The organism is Actinomyces israelii DSM 43320 (assembly GCF_000711965.1).
GTDB lineage: Bacteria > Actinomycetota > Actinomycetes > Actinomycetales > Actinomycetaceae > Actinomyces > Actinomyces israelii.
In genome coordinates this window covers 14,355-37,736 of the sequence record NZ_JONS01000017.1, presented here as the reverse complement: position 1 = coordinate 37,736, position 23,382 = coordinate 14,355, and the positions used below count along the sequence as shown (strand labels likewise).

The following is a 23,382-nucleotide window of genomic DNA, read 5'->3' as shown; positions in this document are numbered from 1 at the left end:
CATGGCGGTCAACGACCTGTACCGTTTCGCCTGGCGGCACGTGCCCGCACTGCCGGCGCCGGTGGGCTACGGGCTGTTCCGCGCCGGGGCCGACGCCGCGTGGGGGCTGCACCGCCTGGGCGCCGGGGCCGCCGGCGTCGGGCAGCTGGAGAGGAACCTGGCGCGCGTCCTGCCCGCGCCCACGAGTCCGCGGCAGGTGCGGCGGGCCTCCCGGCGGGCGATGCGCTCCTATATGCGCTACTTCTACGAGGCCTTCGCCCTGGCCGGCATGAGCGAGGAGCAGATCCTGGCGCGCGTGCGCGCCGACATGCCCCCGCGGGTGCATGCCGACCTGCGGCGGGGCTCGATCGTGCTGGCCGTGGGCCATATGGGCAACTGGGACCTGGTGGGCGCCTGGGCGTGCCGGCGGCTGGCGACCGTTCTGACTGTGGCCGAGCGACTCGAGCCGGCCGACCTGTTCGACCAGTTCGTCGCCTTCCGCGAGCGGCTCGGCATGAGGATCCTCGGCCAGGGCCGCGGCGAGAGGGTCTTCGACCGGCTCGTCGCCGCCGCGCAGGACGGGGGGCCCTACGTCATCCCGCTGCTGGCCGACCGGGACCTGTCGGCCTCCGGCCTGGAGGTGGACCTGTGCGGCCACACCGCGCGCTTCGCCGCCGGGCCCGCCGCCCTGGCGCAGCGCCTGGACCTGCCCCTGTACGTCGCCGGCATGCACTACGAGGCCCTGGCGGGCGAGCGCCGTCGGGCCGCGGGGTCGCGGTGGGGCCTGGTGCTGACCCTGCGGGAGGTGCCCCGCCCCCCGGGCCCGGGCGGCCCTGAGCTGGTCGTGGCGCACACGCGCGCCTGGGCGGCCGCCATGGGTCCGCTGCTCGCCGAGCACGCCGTCGACTGGCACATGCTCCAGCCGGTCTTCGACGCCGATCTCGACCACGAGCGGCTCGCGCGCAGCCACGCGAAGCAGGAGGGGCGCGCATGAGGATCGGTCTTGTGTGCCCGTACTCCCTGGACGCGCCCGGAGGGGTGCAGGCCCATGTCATGGACCTGGCCGCCGAGCTGCGCGGGCGGCGCCACGATGTGCGGGTCCTGGCGCCGGCCGCAGCCGACTCCGACCTGCCCGAGTGGGTCACCTCGGCGGGCGACTCGATCGCCATCCCGTACAACGGCTCGGTCGCCCGCCTCAACTTCGGTGCGGCCGTGGCCCGGCGGGCGCGCCGCTGGCTGGACGCCTACGACTTCGACCTGCTCCACATCCATGAGCCGAGCATGCCCAGCGTCGGTACGATCGCCCTCCAGGCGGCCTCCTGTCCCGTGGTGGGGACCTTCCACGCCGCCATGCCGCGATCCCTGGCTCGCAAGCTGCTCTCCCCGGCCGCGGTCCCGCTCATGGAGAGGATCACTGCGCGCATCGCCGTGTCGGAGGAGGCGCGTCGCACCCTCATCCAGTACCACGGCGGTGACGCCGTGGTGATCCCCAACGGCGTGTACGTCGCTCCTTTCACCGCCGCCAAGAGGGACCCGCGCTTCGCCGGCAGTCCCCAGGCTCCGACGATCTCCTTCCTGGGACGCCTGGACGAGCCCCGCAAAGGGCTGCAGGTACTGGCCGCGGCCATTCCCGCCGTCCTGGAGCGCGTCCCCGGGGCCCGCTTCCTCATCGCCGGCCGCGGCGAGGCCGGGCCCCAGCGCGCCGCCCTGGCCCGATACGGCGATGCCGTGACCTTCCTCGGCGAAGTCTCGGATGAGGACAAGGCGAGCCTGCTCGCCTCGTCCTCATGCTATGTGGCCCCCCAGACCGGTCGCGAGTCCTTCGGAATCGTACTGGTGGAGGCCATGGCCGCCGGCACCCGGGTCGTCGCCTCGGACCTGGCGGCCTTCTCCGACGTCCTGGGCGCGGGCGCCTACGGGGCGCTGTTCCGCAACGGGGACGGAGCGGACCTGGCCCGCGCCATCGTGGACACGCTCACCGACACGCGCGCCGCGGACGCCAGGCGCGAGGCCGCCGCCGCCGTCGTGGGCCGCTACGACTGGTCGGCCGTCACCGACTCCGTGCTCGACGTCTACGACATGGCGCTGTCCACCGCCCACACCCGAGTGACCGTCGCACCGGGCTCGCGCACCATGGTGGGGCGCCTGCGCGACGCCCTGGAGGACTGAGCCGTGGCCGATGTCCTGCTGACCGTGCTCGCCTCAGCGCTCGTCCTGCTGGCCCTGGGATGGGGCCTGTACGCCAGGGCGCTGCGGGTGGACCGGCTCCACCGGCAGGTGCTGGGCTCGCGGGCCACCCTGGAGGCCCAGCTCGTCCACCGCGGCCAGGCGGTCATCGACCTCGCGGCCACCGGCGCCCTCGACCCGGCCTCCGCCGCCCTGCTGTCCCGCGCGGCGCACGACGCCCTGGACTGCGAGGGCCCGATCGTCGAGGACGGCCTGGACCCCGATGACCGGGCGGCGTCCGGCCGGCGGAGCCGGGCCCTGGTCGAGTCCGACCTTTCGCGGGTCATCCGGGTGGTGCTCAACGTGCAGGCGCGTGCGGCCCTGGGCGCCCGCCCCCTGGCCGCCGACGCGCTGACGCGCCTGGACAAGGCCTGCTACCGGCTCGTCCTGGCCCGGCGGTTCCACAACACCCACGTGGCCGAGGCGCGGCGCCTGCGCTCCGGCCTCCTCGTGCGCCGCCTGCACCTGGCCGGTCGCGCGCCCATGCCCCAGACCTTCGACATCGACGACGACGCCGCTCCCGTGGCGGGTCCCGTCACCGCCGCAGCAGACGATCCCACGGACGGAGACTCAGCATGAGCATGCCCACGTCCCCCGCCAACGGCTGGTCCCCGCGCGCCGGCTACCGACGCTCGGCCTACCCGGAGGTGGCGCTGAGCGCGGGGAGCAGGCCGCTGTCGGTCGAGTGGACCCCGCAGGTCGCCTCGGCGCGCCGCCGCGGCCGCATCGCCACCATCGTGCTCAGCGCGCTCGGAGGCGTGGGCCTGCTCGCCATGCTCGGTGTCGTCTACCTCTCGGCCATGAAGTCGTCGCAGCTCGCGACCCAGAGGACGTGGGTCGCCGTGGCGCTGGCGCTCGTTCCGCTGCTCATCGTCCTGGGAACGGTCTGGTGGATCGACAGGTGGGAGCCCGAGCCGCCGGGCGTCCTGGTCGCCGCCTTCCTGTGGGGATCGGGCGTGGCCGCGGTGGTCTCGCTGGTGGTCAACACGTCGGCGTCCCTCCTGGTGGCATCCTCCACCGGCAGCCGTTCGGGGACGGAGCTCTTCTCCGCGGTCGTCTCGGCGCCCATTGTCGAGGAGTCCACCAAGGCCCTGGGCGTGCTCATCATCTTCCTGATCTGGCGACGCACCTTCAACGGGCCCGTGGACGGCGTCGTCTACGCGTGCGTCGTTGCAGCGGGCTTCGCCTTCGCCGAGAACATCTCGTACTTCGTGAGGTACTGGGACCAGATTGCCGCCACCTTCCTGATGCGCGGCATCCTGTCGCCGTTCGTGCACGTGACCTTCACCGCCTGCACGGGGCTCGCCATCGGTGCGAGCGCGCGCATGCGCTCCTCACTGGCCTGGATCTGGATGACGCCGATCGGCCTGGCGTGCGCGATCGTGCTGCACGCCTTCTGGAACGGGATCGTCAGCCAGGCCTTCATCCTCTACTTCCTCGTCGAGGTGCCCCTGTTCATGGCCTGGGTCGGCGTGGTCGTCTGGCTGCGGTGGAGCGAGCGCATGACCATGCGCGCCCGCCTGTACGACTACCACCGGGCCGGGTGGTACAGCCCCGCCGAGATCACCATGCTCACCACCGGCTCGGGGCGCGCGGCGGCCAGACGGTGGGCCAGGAGCCAGGGGCCGCGGGCGCTCGACGCCATGAGGGGATTCCTGAAGGCGTCCGCCGCCCTGGCGCAGCTGCGCCAGCAGGCGCTCGACGGGCACGCCGAGGCCGACTTCGCAGCCCAGGAGGCGTCCCTGCTGGAGACGATGTCGTCATCACGGCGCATCTTCACCGGTCAGGCCTGAGCGCCGCCCCGACCATGACCCCGATCCCGGCAGAGGGCCCTGCGCCGGTCCCGGCCGCCGACGGCCGGGACCGGCGCCGCGTCCCGGAGAACTGGCGCGAGCTCATCGACCCCGACGAGTGGGCCCTCAACGACGAGGGCCTGCCGGCTCGCCGCGCCGCCCGCGTCATCGCCCTGCGGGAGGACCCCGCCCCGGCGGTGCTGCTCGCGGTCGGGCACGACTTCGCCGACGCCGGGCGCTCCTGGGCCTTCACGCCCGGAGGCGGCCTCAGGCCGGGCGAGAGCCCGGTGCAGGGGGCGCTGCGCGAGCTGGCCGAGGAGACCGGCATCCGCCTGAGCGCCGCCGCCCTGGAGGGGCCTGTGGTCGAGCGGAGCGCGCACTTCGCCTTCAACCTGGTCACCTGCCGTCAGGAGGAGCTGTTCTACCTCGTCAGGCTTGACGCCGAGGCGGCCGCGCGCGCCGATGCCGCACGCGGCCGGGACGGCCAGATGGACCGCAGCGGGTGGACCCCGCTGGAGCGCGACGTCCTCGACTCGCTGCGCTGGTGGCCCCTCGATGAGCTCGACGCCGCCGTCGGGGCGGGTCTGACCGTCTACCCGCAGGCCCTGCCGGAGCTGGCCCGGCGGCTGCTGCCCGGGTGGGACGGGACGGTGCTCACCATCCGCGAGGAGGGCGATGCCTGAGCGCGGGAGCGGACGGCGTTAGGATGTCCGAGGTTCTGCCGCGGGCCGTGTCGGCCCGCGGCCGCAGCGTGGCGTCCCCGCCCGGGACGCGTACACGGATCGACACCCAGGAGAACACATGTCGGGACACTCCAAGTGGGCCACCACCAAGCACAAGAAGGCCGCCATCGACGCCAAGCGCGGCAAGCTGTTCGCCCGCCTGATCAAGAACATCGAGGTCGCCGCGCGCACCGGCGGCGCCGACCCCGCCGGTAACCCGACGCTCTTCGACGCCATCCAGAAGGCCAGGAAGAACTCCGTGCCCGCCGACAACATCACCCGCGCCGTCAAGCGCGGCAGCGGCGAAGAGGCTGGCGGCGCCGACTGGCAGACCATTATGTACGAGGGCTACGGGCCGGCCGGCGTGGCCTTCCTGGTGGAGTGCCTCACCGACAACCGCAACCGCGCCGCCTCCGACGTCCGCGTCGCCTTCACCCGCACCGGCGGCAGCCTGGCCGACCCCGGGTCCGTGGCCTACAACTTCTCCCGCAAGGGCGTGGTCGAGATCGCCAAGGCCGACGGCGTTGACGAGGACACGATCCTCATGGCCGTCCTGGACGCCGGTGCCGAGGAGGTCCTCGAGGGCCCGGAGTCCTTCGAGGTCATCAGCGACCCCTCCGACCTCGTCGCCGTGCGCAGCGCCGTGACCGAGGCGGGCATGGAGTACGACTCCGCCGAGTCCCAGTTCATCGCCGCCACCAAGGTGGAGGTCGACCTCGAGGGCGCCCGCAGGGTCCTGCGGCTCGTCGACGCCCTGGAGGACCTCGACGACGTCCAGAACGTCTTCACCTCGGTGGACATCCCCGCCGGGGTCGCCGCCCAGCTCGACGACGAGTGAGCCCCGCCACCCGCCCCGCCTCCGCGCATGCCGCCGTCGCCCAGCAACGGGTGCTCGGGGTGGACCCCGGCCTGACCCGCTGCGGCCTGGGCTGCGTGGACATCGACCCCCGTCGTCGAGCACGGCTCGTGGAGGCGGGGGTCGTGCGCACACCGACCTCGCAGAGCCCCGAGCTGCGCCTGCTCGCGATCGGAGAGGCGATCGAGGACTGGATCGCCCGCCTCGGCCCGACGGCCGTGTCCGTCGAGCGCGTCTTCGCCCAGGACAACCTGCGCTCGGTCATCACGGTCGCCCAGGTCATGGGCGTGGTCATGGTGGCCGGGGCCCGGGCGGGCCTGGAGGTCGCCCAGCACACGCCCAGCGAGGCCAAGGCCGCGGTCACCGGCTCGGGCACCGCCTCCAAGTCGCAGGTCCAGGCGATGGTCCAGCGGATCCTGGGGCTGGCCGAGGCCCCCAGGCCGGCCGACACCGCCGACGCCGTCGCCCAGGCGATCTGCCACGGCTGGCGCGGGGGAGGCACGGGCGTGGACGGGGCGACCGAGATGGTCTCGGCCGGCGGCTCGGTGCGGGCCTCGGCGCGCACACCCGCCCAGCAGAAGTGGGCGTCCGCGCAGGCCGCCGCCCGGCGCACCGGCGCCGTCGACCCCCGGTACCGGCGGAGACCGACGTGACACGGCGGACTGCGTGCGTGACACGGCGGACTGCGTGCGCACCGGCGCCCGCGGACTGGCCGCCCGCCCACTGCTATCCTGTGAACAGGCGTTCGATCCACCGCTACCCAAGGAGCTCACCCGCATGATCGCCTCACTGCGCGGAACCGTCCTCGAGGTCTCCCTGACCGGGGCGGTCATCGAGGTCGGCGGCGTCGGCATGGCCTTCCAGGCCACGCCCGCCACCCTGGCCGGGCTGCGCACCGGCCAGGAGGGCTCCGTCCACACCGAGCTCGTCGTCCGCGAGGACTCACTGACCCTGTTCGGCTTCGCCGACGCCGACGAGCGCCGCTGCTTCCGCGTGCTGCTGGGGGCCAAGGGCGTGGGCGCCAAGCTGGCCCTGGCCGTGCTCGCGGTCCACACCCCAGACGCCCTGCGCAGGGCCATCGCCGACCAGGACGTCGCCGCGCTCACGCGCGTGCCGGGCCTGGGGCCCAAGGGGGCGCAGCGCGTCATGATCGACGTCGGCGACAAGCTCGGCGCCCCCGCCGGCGAGGAGCCCGCGCCCGCGACCGTCCCGGCGGCCGGCGCGAAGCAGCCGAACCCGGACGTCGTCGGCGCCCTGGTCCAGCTCGGGTGGAACGAGGCGATCGCGGCCCGGGCCGTGGCCGCCGTCGAGCTGGAGCGCTCGGAGCAGGGGGCCGAACCGAGCGTGCCCGAGCTGCTGCGCGCCTCCCTGCGCCGACTGGGAGGCGGCCGTGGCTGAGTCTTCTGAGTCTTCTGCGTCGTCCGGGGCGTCCGCGCCGGGGAAGGGCCCGAACCGGCTCGTGACGGGCGGCGCCGACGACGTCGAGCGCGCCGCCGAGGCGGCCCTGCGCCCCAAGCGCCTGGAGGACTTCGTGGGCCAGCAGGTCGTGCGCGACCAGCTCTCGGTCGTGCTGCGCGCCGCCCTGGCGCGCGGCGACCCTCCCGACCACGTCCTGCTGTCGGGGCCGCCCGGCCTGGGCAAGACGACCCTGGCCATGATCATCGCCGCCGAGGTCGCGGGCTCCCTGCGCCTGACCTCCGGCCCCGCCATCCAGCACGCCGGCGACCTGGCCGCCATCCTGTCATCCCTGGAGAAGGGCGACGTGCTGTTCATCGACGAGATCCACCGCCTGGCCCGCACCGCCGAGGAGATGCTCTACCTGGCCATGGAGGACTACCGGGTCGATATCGTCGTGGGCAAGGGGCCGGGCGCGACCTCCATCCCGCTGACACTGCCCGTCTTCACGGTCGTCGGCGCGACCACCCGCGCGGGTCTGCTGCCGGCGCCGCTGCGCGACCGCTTCGGCTTCACCGGCCACCTGGAGTACTACGACCCGGCCGACCTGGTCCGCATCATCCTGCGCTCCGCCGGGCTGCTGGGCGTGGCCATCGAGGACGAGGCGGCCCAGGAGCTGGCCCGCCGCTCGCGCGGCACGCCCCGCATCGCCAACCGCCTGCTGCGCCGCGTCCAGGACTGGGCGGAGGTGCACGGCACGCCCGGGCGCCTGGACCTGCGGGCGGCCCGCGGCGCCCTGAAGGTCTTCGAGGTGGACGCCCTGGGCCTGGACCGCCTGGACCGCTCGGTGCTTCACGCCCTGTGCTCCCGCTTCTCCGGCAACCCGGTGGGCCTGACGACGCTGGCGGTCAGCGTGGGGGAGGAGCCCGAGACCATCGAGACGGTGGCCGAGCCCTTCCTCTTCCGCGAGGGACTGATCGTGCGCACGCCCCGGGGCCGCATGGCCACGCCGGCCGCCTACAAGCACCTGGGCATGAGCACCCCCGATGCCGGGCTCCTGTTCACCTGAGCCGGGCGCGCCGGTGCCGTATGGCGGAACCGACCCGTGATCATCGCGGCGGTCACGTCTCACACGCACAGGTGTCGGCAGGTGGCCTAGACTCTGCACGGTCGTTCCTCTTCGCCAGAGGATCTCTTGAACGGAAGTCGCCTCCATGAATCCACAGATGCTTATCATGCTCGCCGTTATGGTGCTCGCCTTCTGGGGCCTGTCGCGTTTCTCGCGCTCGCAGCAGAAGAAGATGCTCGCCGAGCAGGAGCGCCGCACCAACGAGGCGCTTGTACCCGGGAACTGGGTGCGCACGCGCGCCGGCTTCTACGGCACCGTGGTCGAGGTCAGCGGCGACGTCGTGACTCTTGCCACGCCACTGGGCGATGAGTCCCTGTGGGCCAAGGCCTCGATCGTCGGCGCGGAGGAGCCGCCCTTCGCCACCGATCCCGAGGGCTCCGAGGCCGAGGACGGCGAGGCGCCCGACGACGGGGCCGGCACCCGGGCCGACGAGGAGGGCGGGGACGGAGCAGCCGGCTCAACTGGCGCAGCCCCCGCGGCCGACGGCGCGGCGGACGCCGACGACGAGCGCTCCCGGGCCTGAGACGTCCAGACACATCTGACTGAGCGGCGCCAGCCGCACCATCTCCTGAGGAAGGGACCGCGTGTCCACCAAGCAGACGAAGCATCCGGGGCGCCGCCTCGTGATGCTGCTTCTCATCATTGTGATCGGCTTCGCCGGCCTCTACGCCGGCGCCGCCACCGGCCGCACGTCCATGACTCCGGGCCTGGCGCTGGACCTGGAGGGCGGGACCCAGATCATTCTGACGCCCACGACGTCGGACGGCTCCGAGATCACCGATGAGGACGTCGACCAGGCCATTGAGATCATCCGGCAGCGCGTGGACGCCTCCGGCGTCGCCGAGGCGCAGATCTCGCGCCAGGGCGGGCAGAACATCGTGGTCTCGCTGCCGGGATCTCCCAGCCAGGACACCCTCGAGCTGGTGCGCACCTCCGCGGTGCTCTACTTCCGCCCGGTCATCCGGATCATCCAGGGCAGTGCGAGCGCGTTCGCCGACAGCTACAACCAGCGGCTCGCCCAGGCCTCCGCCTCATCGGCCCCGACCGACGCGGCCAGCCAGGCTCCCACTGACGCGCCGAGCGACGCGGCGGAGGAGCCGACCGAGGCGGCCAGCGAGGCCCCCGCCGAGGAGGGGGCGAGCCAGGCGCCCACCGATGCCGCCACGCCCAGCGCCCAGCCGACCCCCGTCACCGCCGAGCAGGTGGCCACCCAGGTCGCTGACGTCAACCAAGACGGGACCATTAGCGAGGACCCGCTGCCGGCGACGTCGGAGGACAGCTCCTCGGACTCGTGGATCAGCGAGAAGATGATCTACGACGCCTACATGCTGGACTGCACGGCACCGGACAACCTCACCGGCGAGACGCAGGACCCGACCAAGGCCGTCATCTCCTGCGCCAAGGACGGCACGGGCAGGGCCTACATCCTGGGCCCCGCGGACATCGCGGGCACCAACATCGCCAACGCCGCCTCCGGCCTGGAGACCACCAGCCAGGGCACGACCACCAACAAGTGGGTCGTGTCCCTGGAGTTCAACGACGAGGGCACCGAGGAGTTCGCCGCGGTCTCGGAGCGCCTCATCGCCTACCGGGACAAGGCGTCGGCCACCGGCGGCCAGGCCAACGCGCAGTCCCACGACTCCGAGAAGGCCCAGTTCGCCATCGTGCTGGACGGGCTGACCATTATGGCCTCGGGGTTCAACCCGGACGTCACCACATCCATCACCGACGGCCGGGTCCAGATCACCGGAGGCTTCACCCAGGCGCAGGCCAACACGCTGGCCAACCAGCTGTCCTTCGGGTCCCTGCCGCTGAGCTTCACCGTCCAGTCCGAGCAGCAGATCTCCGCCACCCTGGGAACCGAGCAGCTGCGCAACGGCCTGATCGCCGGGCTCATCGGCTTCGCCCTCATTATCGTCTATCTCGCCTGGCAGTACCGCGGACTGAGCGTGGTCGCGGTCGCCTCCCTCATGATTGCGGCGGCCACCACCTACCTGGCGATCGCGCTGCTGAGCTGGGCAATGGGCTACCGCCTGTCCCTGGCGGGTGTGGCAGGACTCATTATCTCCATCGGCATCACGATGGACTCCTTCATCATCTACTTCGAGCGCGTGCGCGACGAGGTCCGCCACGGCCGCACCCTGGTGGCCGCCGTGGACGAGGGGTGGAAGCACGCCCGCCGGACGATCATCGTCTCCGACACCGTCAACCTGCTGGCCGCCGTCGTGCTGTACTTCCTGGCCGTGGGCGGCGTGCAGGGGTTCGCCTTCACCCTGGGCGTGACCACGGTGGTCGACCTGGTGGTCATCATCCTGTTCACCCACCCGATGATGGTGTGGATCCTGCGCTTCGCGTTCTTCGGCAGGGGCCACCGCCTGTCGGGCCTGGATCCCGAGCACCTCGGGGCGCGCTCGCTGGCCGCCTACGGCAAGGGCCGCCAGGCCGTCATCGACTCCGCCGTCGGCACCCTGGCCCGCCGCAAGGCCGAGGCCCGCAGAAGGGCGAGTGCTGAGAACGACGGGGACGATGATGCCGTCGCCTCGCAGGACGCCACCGGAAAGGAAAGGACGGTGAGACGAAGTGACCTCCCTCGCCGCGCTGGGCAACGATCTCTACTCGGGCAGGACCTCTCTGCCCTTCATCGCCAGACGACGTCTGTGGTACACCATCGCCGTCCTCGTCGTCGCCGTCTCGGCCGTGCTGGTGGTCAAGCCCGGGCTCAACCCCGGCATCGACTTCAAGGGCGGCTCGGAGATCACGATCACCGGGGTGACCGACCCCTCCGAGAGCCCGGCCAACGACGTCCTGGCCGACAAGGGCCTGTCCTCGGGCTCGAGCGTGACGACCATGGGAGCGTCCTCCGTGCGGGTTCAGGCCAATGAGCTGGACAAGGCCCAGCTCGACGACCTGGCCTCGGCTCTGGCATCCGCTTACGGCGTCGACCCGGCCGGCGTGTCGGCCACCACCATCGGCCCGACCTGGTCCGCGGACGTGACCAACAAGGCGATCCGCGGCCTGGTGCTCTTCTTCCTGCTCGTGGGCGGCCTCATCTGGGCCTATTTCCGCACCTGGAAGATGGCCGTGGCGGCCCTGCTCGCCCTGAGCCACGACATCATCGTCACCGTCGGCGTCTACGCGGCCTCGGGCTTCGAGGTCACCCCTGCCACCATTATCGGCGTGCTGACCATTCTGGGGTACTCCCTGTACGACACGGTCGTCGTCTTCGACAAGATCCGCGAGAACACCTCGCACTACGAGGCGCAGACGCGCTCCACCTACGCCGAGCTGGCCAATCTCGCGGTCAACCAGACCTTCATCCGGTCGATCAACACCTCGGTGGTGGGCGTTCTGCCCGTCGCCTCCCTGCTGGTGGTGGGCGCCTTCATCCTGGGCGCGGGCACCCTGCGGGACATCGCGCTGACCCTGTTCATCGGCATGATCGCGGGGACGCTGTCCTCGATCTTCCTGGCCACGCCGCTGCTGGTCGACCTGCGCAGCCGCGAGAAGGGCGTCGTCGAGCAGGCGGGGCGCGTCGCGGCGGCCCGCGCCGAACGCGTCGCCCAGGCGGACGGCGACGAGGAGGTCCTGGCCGCCCTCGGCGCCGAACCGGTGGCATCCCCCCTCGTCCCGGGCCACCACCTGGGAGTATCCGCGCAGCCCAAGAGGAAGAAGAGGCGCTCATGACGACCCCCTCCGCCCTGCCGCCCGAGCTCACCCGGCTCGTTCTGGACAACCTCCGCGAGGTGCCGGACTTCCCTCAGCCCGGGGTCCTGTTCCGCGACATCACCCCGCTGCTGGCCAACGGGCCGGCCTTCGCCGCCTTCATCGAGGGCCTGGCGGACCATTACGCGGACCGGGTCGACGCCGTGGCCGGCCTGGAGTCCCGCGGCTTCATCCTCGCCGCGCCCCTGGCCGTGCGCCTGGGCACCGGCATGATCACCGTCCGCAAGGGGGGCAAGCTGCCCGGACCCGTGATCGGCGTCGACTACGCGCTCGAGTACGGCACCGCCCGCATGGAGGTCCGCCCGGACACGGTGGTGGCCGGCCAGCGCGTCCTGGTCATCGACGACGTCCTGGCCACCGGCGGGACCGCCTCGGCGTCGATCGCGCTGCTCGAGCAGGCCGGCGCCACCGTCGAGGCGATCTGCATGCTCCTGGAGCTCACCGGCCTGGGCGGACGTGAGAAGCTCGCGGGCCGTCCGATCGACTCCGTCGTCACCTTCGCCACCACCTGAGGCCGGGCCCGACCGGCCGCTGAACGACTCGCAAGGTGGAAGCATGTCGGGGCGGGACCGCCTCGTGGCTATGATCCGGTCATGACGGAGACCAAGAGCAGCGAGGCAGGCGGGCAGACCGTCGTCCCGGGGTCGCGCGTCCGCAGCCGTCTGGCCTGGTTCGGCTCGCGGGGGCACTCGACGCCCGCGGCCATCGAGCCCCTCATGCGGGCGCTGCGCGCCAACCACCCCAAGGCCGACACCGGTCTCATTGTGCGCGCCTACGAGGTGGCCGAGAAGGCCCACGCCGGGCAGACGCGCAGGTCCGGCGAGCCGTACATCACCCACCCGGTCGCGGTGGCGACCATCCTGGCCGAGCTCGGCATGACTCCTCAGACCCTGGCCGCCGCCCTGCTCCACGACACCGTGGAGGACACCGACTACTCCCTGGAGCGGCTGCGCGGGGACTTCGGCGACGAGATCGCCCTGCTGGTGGACGGCGTCACCAAGCTCGACAAGCTCCAGTACGGGGACGCCGCCCAGGCCGAGACGGTGCGCAAGATGATCGTCGCCATGTCCAAGGACATCCGCGTCCTGGTCATCAAGCTCGGCGACCGCCTGCACAACGCCCGCACATGGAAGTACGTCCCCGCGGACAACGCCGCCCGCAAGGCCAAGGAGACCCTGGAGATCTACGCCCCGCTCGCGCACAGGCTGGGCATGAACGCCATCAAGTGGGAGCTGGAGGACCGCTCCTTCAAGACGCTCTACCCGGGCGTGTACGACGAGATCGAGCACATGGTCGCCGAGCGGGCCCCCGCCCGCGAGGAGTACCTGCGCCAGGTCCGCCTCCAGATTGAGGAGGACCTGCGCGTCAGCAAGATCAAGGGCGTCGTGACCGGCCGCCCCAAGCACTACTACTCGGTCTACCAGAAGATGATCGTGCGGGGTAAGGAGTTCGACGACATCTACGACCTGGTGGCGGTGCGTGTCATCGTGGACTCCGTCCAGGACTGCTACGCCGTGCTGGGCTCCCTGCACTCGCGGTGGACGCCCATGAGCGGGCGCTTCAAGGACTACATCGCGGTGCCCAAGTTCAACCTCTACCAGTCGCTGCACACCACCGTCGTCGGTCCGGGCGGCAAGCCGGTGGAGATCCAGATCCGCACCCGCGAGATGCACCGCATGGCCGAGTACGGGGTGGCCGCCCACTGGAAGTACAAGGAGGACCCCAACGCCACCGGCCCCAGCCCGCTGGGCGGCGCCCCCGGGGACTCCGACGCGGGGGAGATGGGCTGGTTGCGCCAGCTCGTCGACTGGCAGAAGGAGACGCAGGACCCCACCGAGTTCCTGGACTCGCTGCGCTACGAGATGGCCGGCACCCAGGTCTACGTCTTCACCCCCAAGGGCGACGTCCTGGCCCTGCCCAGCGCCTCCACCCCGGTGGACTTCGCCTACGCCGTGCACACCGAGGTCGGCCACCGCACCGTGGGGGCGCGCGTCAACGGGCGCCTGGTGCCGCTGGACACCAAGCTGGAGAACGGCGACACCGTGGAGGTCTTCACCTCCAAGGCCCAGGGCGCCGGCCCCAGCCGGGACTGGCTGACCTTCGTGGGCTCCACGCGCGCCCGCAACAAGATACGCTCCTGGTTCTCCAAGGAGCGCCGCGAAGAGGCCATCGAGGCGGGCAAGAACGCGATCGCTCGCGCCATGCGCAAGAAGGACCTGCCGATCCAGCGGCTCATGAGCCACGACTCGCTCATGAACGTGGCCCAGACCCTCGACAAGGGCGACATCGACGGCCTGTACGCCGCCGTCGGCGAGGGGCACGTCTCCGCCCAGCACGTGGTCAACACGCTGGTGGCCGCCATGGGCGGGGAGGCCGGCGCGGAGGAGACCCTGGCGGAGGGCGTCCTGCCGACCAAGGCGACCACGGCCCACCACCGCACCCGAACGGCCGACACGGGTGTCATTGTCGACGGCATGGATGAGGGCGACGTCTACGTCAAGCTCGCCCGGTGCTGCACCCCCCTGCCGGGGGACCCGATCATCGGATTCGTCACCCGTGGCTCGGGCATCTCGGTGCACCGCAGCGACTGCCAGAACGTCGACCAGCTCAAGCACGAGCCCGAGCGCCTGCTGTCAGTGCACTGGGCGGATCACGCCCAGAGCGCCTACCTCGTCCAGCTCGAGGTGGAGGCCCTGGACCGCGGAGGGCTGCTGGCGGACATCACCCGGGTCCTGGCCGACAACCACGTCAACCTCATCAGCGCCACCATAGGCACCTCCCGCGACCGCGTCGTCACCGCCCGCTTCGTCGTCGAGCTGGCCGAGGCGGGGCACCTGGACTACACGCTGTCGTCCCTGCGCCGCATCGACGGCGTCTTCGAGGCGCGTCGGTCCACCTCTGCGGCCGCGCGACGTCAATAGGCCTGAGCCCCGGCTGCGCGGGGCGCCGTCCCCTCGCAGCACGGCGGGATCACCGCGTCGATAATGTGCCGGGCGCGGGGGCCGCCTCTGCGCGCCGCGCCCCGACAGGTCAGCAGGGCGACCTCCAGGCGGTTCCTGGTCAGTCCCGCGTCGCGGGCCCGGATCACCGCCTCGACCGCGCACACCGGCGGCGCGACCCTGGCCACATCGACCACCGCCCGGGCGAGCGTGGCGCAGGGCACGCCGCCGACGGCCTCGATCTCCTCGGTCGGGATCACCATGCGGGAGTAGGACAGCGTCCGGGTCCGGCCGCGGCGGTCGGGGTGGGCGACCTGGATGGTGGCGGGCGGCTGTCCGCCCAGGTGCACCCATACGGCCGTGTCCCTGATGACGACGCCGCCGTCGGGCATGACGGCGGCCAGGGCGCGGGCGCGCGCGCCGGGGGTGCCCAGCAGGTCGCGCGGTATCGCGAGAGCGCCGACGCGCTCCAGGAGCCGTTCGTCGAGCCCGCGGCAGCGCAGCACCGCCAGTTCCCGGGGCCCCAGCGGGCCCAGCGCGGGCTCGAAGCCGCGCGGCTGAAGGCGGGCGAGTATGGTGCGCGCGCTCACATCGCGCGAGGAGCCCGGGGGACGGAGCGCACGGGAAGCGGAGGGTACGGGCATGACCTCAGACATGACCCCATGGTGGCGCGGCCCGTCCGCTGAGCACCAGGGCGGTGCGTACCTGTGGAAAAGTCCGCGGGTCGGCGCGGCCGGGGACTCCCTGAGACCACCGGAGCCCGGTGGTCTCAGGGAGTCGATACGTGTGGCGGCCTCGAGGAGGCCGGTGGGGGCCCGTGTCAGGCGCGGGCGGAGCGGCGCACCTGCTCCAACCAGGCTCGCCGTGCGGTGAGCGCCGCCTCGGCCTCGGCGATCTTCTTCGCGTCGCCGGCGGCCGTGGCCGCCGCCAGGTCCTTCTCCAGCGCGGCGATCGAGCTCTCGAGCTGGCCGGCCAGGCCCTCGGCGCGCGCCTTGGTCTCCGGGTCGGTGCGGCGCCACTCGGCGTTCTCCGCCTCGCGGATGGCGTCCTCGACGGCGCGCATGCGGCCCTCGATGCGGCGCAGGGCGGAGCGCGGGACGCGGCCCGCCTCCTCCCAGGCGTCCTGGATGGGGCGCAGCGCCCTCCTGGCGGCCTTGACGTTCTTGACCGGCAGGAGCGCCTCGGCCTTGGCGACCAGCGCCTCCTTGACCTTGAGGTTCTCGGCGTACTCGGCGTCGGTGGCCGCGTCCTTGGCCCGGCGGGCGTCGAAGAACACCTGCTGGGCCGCGCGGAACCGGGCCCACAGGGCGTCGTCCTCCTTGCGGGAGGCGCGGCCCGCCTTCTTCCACTCCTCCATCAGGCCCCGGTACTTGGCAGAGGTCCCCGCCCAGTCCGTCGAGCCGGACAGCTCCTCGGCGCGCTTGATGAGCGCCTCCTTGGCGGCCTTGACCTTCGCCTGCTTGGCGTCGAGCTCGCTGAAGAACTGACGGCGGTGGCGGTCGAAGGCGGTGCGGGCGTGGCTGAAGCGCTTCCACAGGCCGTCCTCGGTGGGGCGGTCCAGGCGCGGACCGCGGCGCTGGGCCTCCTTCCACTTCTCCAGCAGCTCGCGCAGCTCGGCGCCCGAGCTCTTCCACTGGGTGCGGGCGGGGTCCTGGGCGCTGATCGCCTCGGCGCGCTCGACGATCGCGGTGCGGTCCTTCAGGGCCTGCTCCTTGGCGGCGGCGCGCTCGGCCGCAACCGCCGCCCGGCGCTCGGCGGCGACGGACTTCAGGGCGGTGAAGCGGGCGCGCAGGCCGTCCAGGTCGCCGACGGCGGCGGGCTCGGCCAGGGACTGCTCGATCGACTTCAGGGTCGAGTCGATCTCGCGGACGCTGAGCTGCGGCAGGCGAGTGGCGAACAGGTCGACCGTGGCCTTGAGGTCCAGGAAGCGGCGCACATAGAAGGCCATGGCCTCGGCAATGGGCGCGTCGGGGAACTGCCCGACCTCGCGCTCGGTCCCGTTGTCCTGGACGTAGACCCTGCCCTCGCCGTCGACACGCCCCCACTTGGCGGCATCCATGGCCTCCTGGGGGTCGATCGCCGAATCGGAGGCCGGGTTCTTGGCGGGCGCATCCCGACCGCCCTTCTGCTTCGGATCGGGATCGCCCTGCGAGCCCGAGGGCTGTGGAACGTGCTTCGCGGTCTCGGCGGGGGGCTGGGGCTGGGCGGACTCGTCAGGCTCGGTGGCCTCGACCGGCGCTGCCGGCTCGGGCCCGGCATTGTCAGCACAATCAGCACCGTCAGCACCGTCAGCACTGTCAGCGCTGTCGGCATTGTCAGCACCGGCGGCGTCGGCGGCACTGTCAGTGCCGCCGACGGCGGCCGACTCGTCCGAGGACGGCTCGGCCTCGGCGGTGGTGGCGGCGATGGCGGAGGAGGTCCCCTCCGCGGACGTGGTGGTAGGATCCAGGGCGGTGTCGGGCTGCGTGTTCTCGGTCACGTGTGCTCCTTCATGAATTGACGGGGTGGATCCGGAGGAGCCTCCGGCCATTTCCGTTCGCGCCCGGCGGTGCCGGGAGTGTCCTGCTGCGGGATGACAGCAATGGCCACCACTCTACGTGCTCAAGGCGTTACGCGGGACCACACCAGCCCTGCCGGCGACCGGATCCGTGGGCGCCGGCGCGGGTGGAGCGCCTCGGCGGGCCGGAGGATGACGACCGTCTTCTGCGCGCATCGGGGACGGCAAAGGGCGTTACGGTGGATCAGTGGGAGACGGGTTAATCGGCCGTCGCCCCGCCCGATAGCGTCCGAGGAGTGACAATGAGCCGTACGAACAATCGGGATGCCGACCGTCCGCGGCATGAGCCCACGGACCCGGATATCGCCGAGGCCATGCGCGACCGGCGGATCGAGCTCGGTCTGACCGTGCAGGAGATCGCTGAGCGGGCCGGCGTATCGGAGCAGACCTGGCGCAACTACGAACGCGGACGCACCCAGGCGCGCGGTGACAAGCAGCTCGGGGTGTGGGAGGCCCTGGACTGGGAGCCGCCCCGGCACTGGGCCCCCGTCACCGTGCTCGAGAACGCTCTCGGCATCCTGGCCGACGGGCAGGGCGGGGGCCCGCAGAGCGCCATGAGCCCCTTCGACTACCCGTGGGCGGACGGATCCGAGCCGCGGTCGGCCGAGGCCGCCCTTGAAGGGCTGGGACTGCCCGACTGGGACGAGATCCCCGACGCCCTCGACTCCTACTCCTTGCTCGTGGAGCGCACGCTCGGAGAGGACGCCGCCCGCTGCTACGCCCTGGGCGCCCACCTGTACGACCGGCTCTTGAGCGAGGACCTCGAGACCCTGACCGAGATGCCCCGCGGCACCCACGTCGGCGAGCTCGACATCTCCCACATCAGCGGGACGCTGCCCGCTCTGTGGATGACGCGCTACGACTACGAGTTCCTCTTCCAGCTCAGGGGCCTGGGGCAGGTCACCACCCACCGGCTGGTCGAGGAGATCGTCGCTCCCGATGAGCCTCTGGTGCGCACTCTCGCCGAGGCGGTGGTCGTCCACGACATCTTCACCCTGGGCGGAATGACCGCGTCCTCGCTGGGCAAGGAGTTCGACGACGAGGAGTGGGAGGGGTGGGTCAACGAGCTCAGCGGCCCGCACGAGCCGGCGCACCTGCTCCTGAGCACCATCCTCGTGCCGCCGCCGGACGCCGCGATCCACATCGACCACTGGTTCGATCCTCTCACCGACCCCTTCATACCGCGCTGGAACATCGCGGGCACCGCCACCGCCGAGGAGGGGACGGGCGCTCGGGCGACGGTGACCCGGCTGCACCGCGACTGACCTGCGGGCCGCCTGGCCGAGACCCCCCGCATCACTGCGTCTACAATTGGACCCATGGCCGCCTGAGCATCCTGTCCGAACCACCTTCTCGCACAGCCCCAAGGATGCCCCGTGCCCGCGATCACCCTGACCGACCTCAGCTTCTCCTTCACCGCCGAGCCGCTCCTCGACGGCGTCACCCTCACCGTCGCCGACGGCGAGCGGGCCTGCCTCGTCGGCCCCAACGGCTGCGGCAAGACCACCCTGCTGCGCCTGGTCGCCGGCGACCTCACCCCCGACTCCGGCACCGTCCAGGCCCCGCCCCTTGCGCCCGTCCCCGCCGCCACCGCGGCCGGGAGCGTCGGCGACTACCTCGACGCCGCCACCGCGCCGGTCCGCGCGCTCACCGCCCGCTTCGAGGCCGCCGCCAGCGCCCTGGCCGCCGCTCCCGACGACGCCCTGGCCCGCGACTACGACGACCTGCTGGCCGCCGCCACTGCCGCCGACGCGTGGGGCCTGGAGACCCGCACCGAGGAGACGCTTGCGGGCCTGGGGCTCGGGGCCCTGGCCGGGGGCCCTGGGCGCGCCCGCGAGCTGGCGGCGCTCTCGCCGGGCCAGCGCGGCCGCCTCGCGCTGGCGGTCACCCTGCTCGCCCGTCCCGCCGCCCTGGTCCTGGACGAGCCGACCAACCACCTCGACGACACCGCCATCGCCCACCTCGCCGCCGTCCTGCGCGGCTGGCAGGGCCCCGTCCTGCTGGCCAGCCACGACCGCGCCTTCATTGACGACGTCGCCACCTGCGTCCTGGACCTGGACACCGCCCCCTGGCAGGCGCTCCTGACCGCCTCCGGGGGCGGGAACCTGCCCGGCGTCCAGCGCTGCGCCGGCACCTACACCGACTACCTGGAGAACAAGGCCCGCGCCCGCGCCTCCCACGAGCGCATCCACGCCTCCCAGCAGGAGGACAAGCGCGCCCTGGCCCGCCACCGCCGCGAGTCCGAGACCGTCGGCCACTACGGCACCGCACGCCACCACGGCGAGCGCACCGAGGTCAGGATGGCCAAGAAGTTCTACGCCGACCGCGCCGCCTCGACCTCGACGCGGCGTCAGCGTAACGACGACCGTCAGCTCGCCGCCCTGGCCGCCGTCGAGGTCCGCCGACCCCGTTCCTACCGCCTGAGCCTGGATCTGCCGCGGGTCGCCGCTCGCGGCGGCCTGGCGGTCCTAGCCCGCGAGGCCCATGTCCCGGGACGCCTGGCCCCGGTCGCCTTCGACCTGCGCGCCGGGGAGCACCTGCTGGTCACCGGCCCCAACGGCTGCGGCAAGACCACCCTGCTGCGCTGGGCGGCCACCGGCGCGCCTCCCACCGCCGACTCCACCGGCGTGCTGACCGCCTCCGGCCGCATCGCCGTCGTCCCCCAGCGGCTGCCGCGCCCCGGCGACCCCGGCCTGGGGGAGAAGACGTGGGAGTCGGGCATAGGCGGGGCCGGTGCGGGCGTCCTGCACCCCGCCTACTGGTCCCGGCGGGTGGGGGACCTCTCCGCGGGTAACCAGCGCCGTGTCCAGCTCGCCGTGGCGGCCGCGGCCGCCCCCGAGATCCTCATCATTGACGAGCCCACCAACTACCTGGACCTGGACACCATGGAGGCGCTGGAGGCGGCGCTGGTCGCCTGGGGCGGCACCCTGCTCGTGGCCAGCCACGACCGCTGGCTCATTGACCACTGGGACGGCCCCCGGCTGCGCCTGGCGGGCGCGGCGGACGGCCCCCGGCCGGTCGGCTGAGGCGCTGGCGGCCCCGCGACCGGCCTGTGGCCGGCCCGGCGGCTCAGACCTCGGCGACCACGCGCAGCCAGGGCCGGCGCGGGTGGCGCTGCGCGGAGGCGCGGGCGAAGCCGGCCGCCCGGCAGGCGGAGACCAGCTCCTCGCCGTCGGGCACGTTCATGGCCAGCCGGTCGGCCCAGGCCCCGGCCGCCTGGCGGTCGGCGCACTCATCGGCGACGACCAGGCGGCCGCCGGGGGCCAGGACTCGCGCCGTCTCGCGCAGCCCGGCCACGAGGTCGGGCCAGAAGTACACGGTCTCGAAGGCGGTGACGACGTCGAAGCACCCCGAGCGGAACGGCAGCGCCTCGACCGATCCCTCCACCACCCGCAGGCGGCCGGAGGCCGCGGCGGCGGCGTTGAGGCGGCGCGTGCTCTCCACCGCGGCGGGGGAGTGGTCGACGGCGCCCACCTCGGCGCACGTCAGGCGCAGAATGCGGCGCACGGCCGCTCCGCCCCCGCAGCCCACGTCCAGGACGCGCGAGCTGTGCCCGATGCCGGCGGCCTCCAGGCCCCACCGGTGCAGACGGCTGTGCCCGACGTTCATCATCCTGAGCGTGAGCCGGCCGCTCAGCGACGAGGAGGGGCGCTCGAAGTCCGAGGGCGTGCGGGGACCGGAAGATGCGTCGGCGGCCATGAGGCGGATGCTACGGCTCCGAGGCACCGCCGTGCCAGGGACGTCGTGAAGGCGGGAGGCCCCGGTAGGCTGGCACCATGATCCTCGAACGCACGATCGCCCCCGTCTTCGCCGCGAACTGTTACGTCCTGGCGCCCGGGCCGGACCGCCCCGCCCTGGTCGTCGACCCCGGGGCCGGAGCAGTGCGCGGTGCACTGGCCCTGCTGCGCTCGAACCGCCTGACTCTGGGAGCGGTCCTGCTCACCCACGGCCACGCCGACCACGTGTGGGACACCGCCGCCCTCATTGAGACCGCCCGCACCGAGGGCCTGCTGGCCGTCGAGGACCCCGCCGACCCCGCCGCGTCCGTGCCGGTCCACATCCCCGAGCCCGACCGCTACCGCCTGGAGGACCCGGACGCCACCACGGGCGTCAGCGCCGGGGGCATGACCTTCGCCGACCTGGCCGGAACCCCCTGGCGCAGACCGGGCGACATCCGCGCCGTCCCCGCCGAGGCCTTCAGCGGACCCGTCGAGCTGGTCCCCGGCCTCCCCGTCCGGGCGGTGGCGGCGCCGGGCCACTCGGAGGGCTCGACGCTGTTCTTCCTCAACGCCGCCCTGGCGGACAACGCGCTGCTGTACGAGGCGGAGGCCGTCGAGGACGACCCGTCCGTGGCCGAGGAGGAGCACGACTACCTGGTCGCCCTGGACGGCGACGTCATCTTCAAGGGCTCGGTGGGCCGCACCGACCTGCCCGGCGGCGACCAGGTCCAGATGTGGGCCACGCTGCGATTTCTCGCCTCGGCAGTCAACTCCGAGACGGTTCTGCTGCCCGGGCACGGCGCGGCGACCACCATGGCCCACGAGCACCACGCCAACCCCTACCTGGCCGAGGCGAAGGTGCGCGGGGGAGACCGCCACGTGTGAGCCTGGGCGGTGGCCCGGCGACTCCGCCATCATGAGAGGATGCGCCCATGGCGCAATCCGCACAGGCACGACAGGCACTCTCCTCGCTCTCCGGCTTCCCCGAGTGGCTCCCCGCGGGCCGCGTGGTCGAGCAGCACTTCATCGACGCCCTGCGCCGCACCTTCGAGCTCCACGGGTTCAGCGGCATCGAGACCCGCGCCGTCGAGCCGCTCAGCGAGCTGACCAGGAAGGGGGAGACCTCCAAGGAGGTCTATCTCCTCTCCCGCCTGCAGGCCGAGCCCGGGCGGGCGGCCGACACCGCCGATCCCTCCAAGCAGCTCGGCCTGCACTTCGACCTCACGGTCCCCTTCGCCCGCTACGTCGTCGACAACGCCGGCATTCTCCACTTCCCCTTCAAGCGCTACCAGATCCAGAAGGTCTGGCGCGGCGAGCGGCCTCAGGAGGGCCGCTTCCGCGAGTTCTACCAGGTCGATATCGACGTCGTCGGCGACGGTGTGCTCCCGCTGCACTACGACGTCGAGATCCCGCTGATCATGCACGAGGCCCTGTCCGCCCTCCCGATCCCGGCCATCACCATCCACGTCTCCAACCGCAAGGTCGCCCAGGGCTTCTACCAGTCCGTGGGCATCGGCGACGACAGGCTCGTCGAGGTCCTGCGTGTGGTTGACAAGATCGACAAGATCGGCCCCGATCGCGTCGCCGCCGAGCTCGTCGGGGCCGTCGGCGCCACGCGCGCCCAGGCCGAGGCCGCACTGAGGCTCGCCACCGTCACCGGCACCGAGCCCGATGATCTGCGCGTCCGCGTGCTGGACGCCCTGGACGGCGCCGAGCCCGGCGAGCTCCTCACGGCGGGCCTGGACGAGTTGGAGGCGCTGCTGCGGACCGCTGCGCGCCGCCGTCCGGGCGCCGTTGTCGCCGACCTGAAGATCGCCCGCGGCCTGGACTACTACACCGGCACCGTCTATGAGTCCTTCATGGCCGGTCACGAGGACCTCGGCTCGGTGTGCTCGGGAGGCCGCTACGACTCCCTGGCCTCCACCGGCAGGCGCACCTTCCCGGGCGTGGGCATCTCAATCGGCCTGTCCCGCCTGCTCTCCCGTGTCGTGGGCGCCGGGCTGGTCGAGGTGAGCCGGGCGGTGCCCACCGCCGTCCTCGTCGCCGTGACCGACGAGGACCACCGCGCCGCCTCCGACGCGGTGGCCGACGCCCTGCGCGCGCGCGGCATCGCCGCCGACGTGGCCCCCACGGCCGCCAAGTTCGGCAAGCAGATCAGGTTCGCCGACAGGCGCGGCATCCCCTTCGTCTGGTTCACCGGGGCGGGCGGCGCCCCCGACTCGGTGAAGGACATACGCTCCGGCGAGCAGGTCGACGCCGACGCCGCGACGTGGACGCCGGCCGACCGGGCCGACCTCGCCCCCCGGCTCCTGGTGCCCTCCGGCGGCCTCGGCGCCTGAGCCGC

At 72.7% G+C, this 23,382-nt stretch carries 20 protein-coding genes and 1 pseudogene; 18 read left to right on the top strand and 3 right to left on the bottom strand.

Annotated features, from left to right (window positions below; translation table 11 throughout):
- The first annotated feature begins 1 nt into the window (after nucleotide 1).
- The 14 genes and pseudogenes from O145_RS07575 (at nucleotide 2) to O145_RS07510 (ending at nucleotide 14,744) form a co-directional block, all read left to right on the top strand.
- Nucleotides 2-973 (top strand): phosphatidylinositol mannoside acyltransferase, encoded by a 972-nt coding sequence (locus O145_RS07575; RefSeq protein WP_043561940.1) that lies wholly within the window; start codon nucleotides 2-4, stop codon nucleotides 971-973.
- On the top strand, nucleotides 970-2,148 hold the full coding sequence (locus O145_RS07570) for a glycosyltransferase family 4 protein (RefSeq protein ID WP_043561937.1): 1,179 nt from the start codon (nucleotides 970-972) through the stop codon (nucleotides 2,146-2,148). Before O145_RS07575 ends, O145_RS07570 begins: the two co-directional genes overlap by 4 nt.
- Nucleotides 2,149-2,151: 3 nt before the next feature.
- Nucleotides 2,152-2,784: a hypothetical protein gene (locus O145_RS07565; RefSeq protein ID WP_043561935.1), complete on the top strand. Its 633-nt coding sequence runs from the start codon at nucleotides 2,152-2,154 to the stop codon at nucleotides 2,782-2,784.
- A gap of 74 nt (nucleotides 2,785-2,858) precedes the next feature.
- Nucleotides 2,859-3,998, top strand: coding sequence for a PrsW family intramembrane metalloprotease (locus tag O145_RS07560; RefSeq protein WP_043562044.1), 1,140 nt, complete (start codon nucleotides 2,859-2,861; stop codon nucleotides 3,996-3,998).
- 14 nt (nucleotides 3,999-4,012) lie between these two features.
- Nucleotides 4,013-4,681, top strand: coding sequence for an NUDIX hydrolase (locus O145_RS07555; RefSeq protein WP_043561932.1), 669 nt, complete (start codon nucleotides 4,013-4,015; stop codon nucleotides 4,679-4,681).
- 118 nt (nucleotides 4,682-4,799) lie between these two features.
- The gene (locus O145_RS07550) at nucleotides 4,800-5,558 is read left to right on the top strand and encodes a YebC/PmpR family DNA-binding transcriptional regulator (protein WP_043561929.1); all 759 of its coding nucleotides are present in this window, start codon (nucleotides 4,800-4,802) and stop codon (nucleotides 5,556-5,558) included.
- Nucleotides 5,559-5,608: 50 nt separating this feature from the next.
- The gene (ruvC, locus tag O145_RS07545) at nucleotides 5,609-6,229 is read left to right on the top strand and encodes a crossover junction endodeoxyribonuclease RuvC (RefSeq protein WP_052374827.1); all 621 of its coding nucleotides are present in this window, start codon (nucleotides 5,609-5,611) and stop codon (nucleotides 6,227-6,229) included.
- Between the two features lie 124 nt (nucleotides 6,230-6,353).
- Nucleotides 6,354-6,974, top strand: coding sequence for a Holliday junction branch migration protein RuvA (gene ruvA / locus O145_RS07540; RefSeq protein WP_043561926.1), 621 nt, complete (start codon nucleotides 6,354-6,356; stop codon nucleotides 6,972-6,974).
- A 61-nt stretch (nucleotides 6,975-7,035) separates the two neighbouring features.
- Nucleotides 7,036-8,040, top strand: a complete 1,005-nt coding sequence (gene ruvB / locus O145_RS07535; RefSeq protein WP_156966653.1) for a Holliday junction branch migration DNA helicase RuvB — start codon at nucleotides 7,036-7,038, stop codon at nucleotides 8,038-8,040.
- A 145-nt stretch (nucleotides 8,041-8,185) separates the two neighbouring features.
- Nucleotides 8,186-8,623, top strand: a complete 438-nt coding sequence (locus O145_RS07530; protein ID WP_084682452.1) for a preprotein translocase subunit YajC — start codon at nucleotides 8,186-8,188, stop codon at nucleotides 8,621-8,623.
- 61 nt (nucleotides 8,624-8,684) lie between these two features.
- Nucleotides 8,685-10,658: pseudogene (gene secD / locus O145_RS07525) on the top strand (protein translocase subunit SecD); the annotation flags it as partial.
- 22 nt (nucleotides 10,659-10,680) lie between these two features.
- Nucleotides 10,681-11,784 (top strand): protein translocase subunit SecF, encoded by a 1,104-nt coding sequence (gene secF, locus O145_RS07520; protein WP_043561917.1) that lies wholly within the window; start codon nucleotides 10,681-10,683, stop codon nucleotides 11,782-11,784.
- Nucleotides 11,781-12,335: an adenine phosphoribosyltransferase gene (locus O145_RS07515; RefSeq protein ID WP_043561913.1), complete on the top strand. Its 555-nt coding sequence runs from the start codon at nucleotides 11,781-11,783 to the stop codon at nucleotides 12,333-12,335. Before secF ends, O145_RS07515 begins: the two co-directional genes overlap by 4 nt.
- Nucleotides 12,336-12,416: 81 nt before the next feature.
- Nucleotides 12,417-14,744: a RelA/SpoT family protein gene (locus O145_RS07510; RefSeq protein ID WP_043561910.1), complete on the top strand. Its 2,328-nt coding sequence runs from the start codon at nucleotides 12,417-12,419 to the stop codon at nucleotides 14,742-14,744.
- Here O145_RS07510 and O145_RS07505 read toward each other — a convergent pair.
- Together O145_RS07505 and O145_RS07500 are read right to left on the bottom strand one after the other, a co-directional pair.
- Nucleotides 14,738-15,418 carry a hypothetical protein gene (locus O145_RS07505; RefSeq protein WP_229118424.1) on the bottom strand — a complete coding sequence of 227 codons (681 nt, stop codon included), beginning with the start codon at nucleotides 15,416-15,418 and terminating at the stop codon, nucleotides 14,738-14,740. The two genes, O145_RS07510 and O145_RS07505, sit on opposite strands and share 7 nt — an antisense overlap.
- Nucleotides 15,419-15,582: 164 nt before the next feature.
- Nucleotides 15,583-17,241 carry a DUF349 domain-containing protein gene (locus O145_RS07500; protein ID WP_043561907.1) on the bottom strand — a complete coding sequence of 553 codons (1,659 nt, stop codon included), beginning with the start codon at nucleotides 17,239-17,241 and terminating at the stop codon, nucleotides 15,583-15,585.
- Between the two features lie 320 nt (nucleotides 17,242-17,561).
- On the opposite strand from O145_RS07500, the gene O145_RS07495 reads away from it, so the two are divergent.
- Both O145_RS07495 and O145_RS07490 read left to right on the top strand, forming a co-directional pair.
- Entirely contained in the window at nucleotides 17,562-18,584 is a 1,023-nt protein-coding gene (locus tag O145_RS07495) for a helix-turn-helix domain-containing protein (RefSeq protein ID WP_043561905.1), read from the top strand.
- Between the two features lie 111 nt (nucleotides 18,585-18,695).
- Nucleotides 18,696-20,345 carry an ATP-binding cassette domain-containing protein gene (locus O145_RS07490; RefSeq protein WP_043561901.1) on the top strand — a complete coding sequence of 550 codons (1,650 nt, stop codon included), beginning with the start codon at nucleotides 18,696-18,698 and terminating at the stop codon, nucleotides 20,343-20,345.
- Between the two features lie 43 nt (nucleotides 20,346-20,388).
- On the opposite strand, the gene O145_RS07485 is transcribed toward O145_RS07490, so the two are convergent.
- Nucleotides 20,389-21,018, bottom strand: a complete 630-nt coding sequence (locus O145_RS07485; protein WP_043561898.1) for a class I SAM-dependent methyltransferase — start codon at nucleotides 21,016-21,018, stop codon at nucleotides 20,389-20,391.
- A 77-nt stretch (nucleotides 21,019-21,095) separates the two neighbouring features.
- Here O145_RS07485 and O145_RS07480 point away from each other — a divergent pair, with 77 nt between their 5' ends.
- Together O145_RS07480 and hisS are read left to right on the top strand one after the other, a co-directional pair.
- Nucleotides 21,096-21,923, top strand: coding sequence for an MBL fold metallo-hydrolase (locus tag O145_RS07480; RefSeq protein ID WP_043561894.1), 828 nt, complete (start codon nucleotides 21,096-21,098; stop codon nucleotides 21,921-21,923).
- Between the two features lie 47 nt (nucleotides 21,924-21,970).
- Complete coding sequence (hisS, locus tag O145_RS07475) at nucleotides 21,971-23,377, top strand: histidine--tRNA ligase (protein ID WP_043561890.1); 1,407 nt, start codon at nucleotides 21,971-21,973, stop codon at nucleotides 23,375-23,377.
- Nucleotides 23,378-23,382 lie beyond the last annotated feature (5 nt).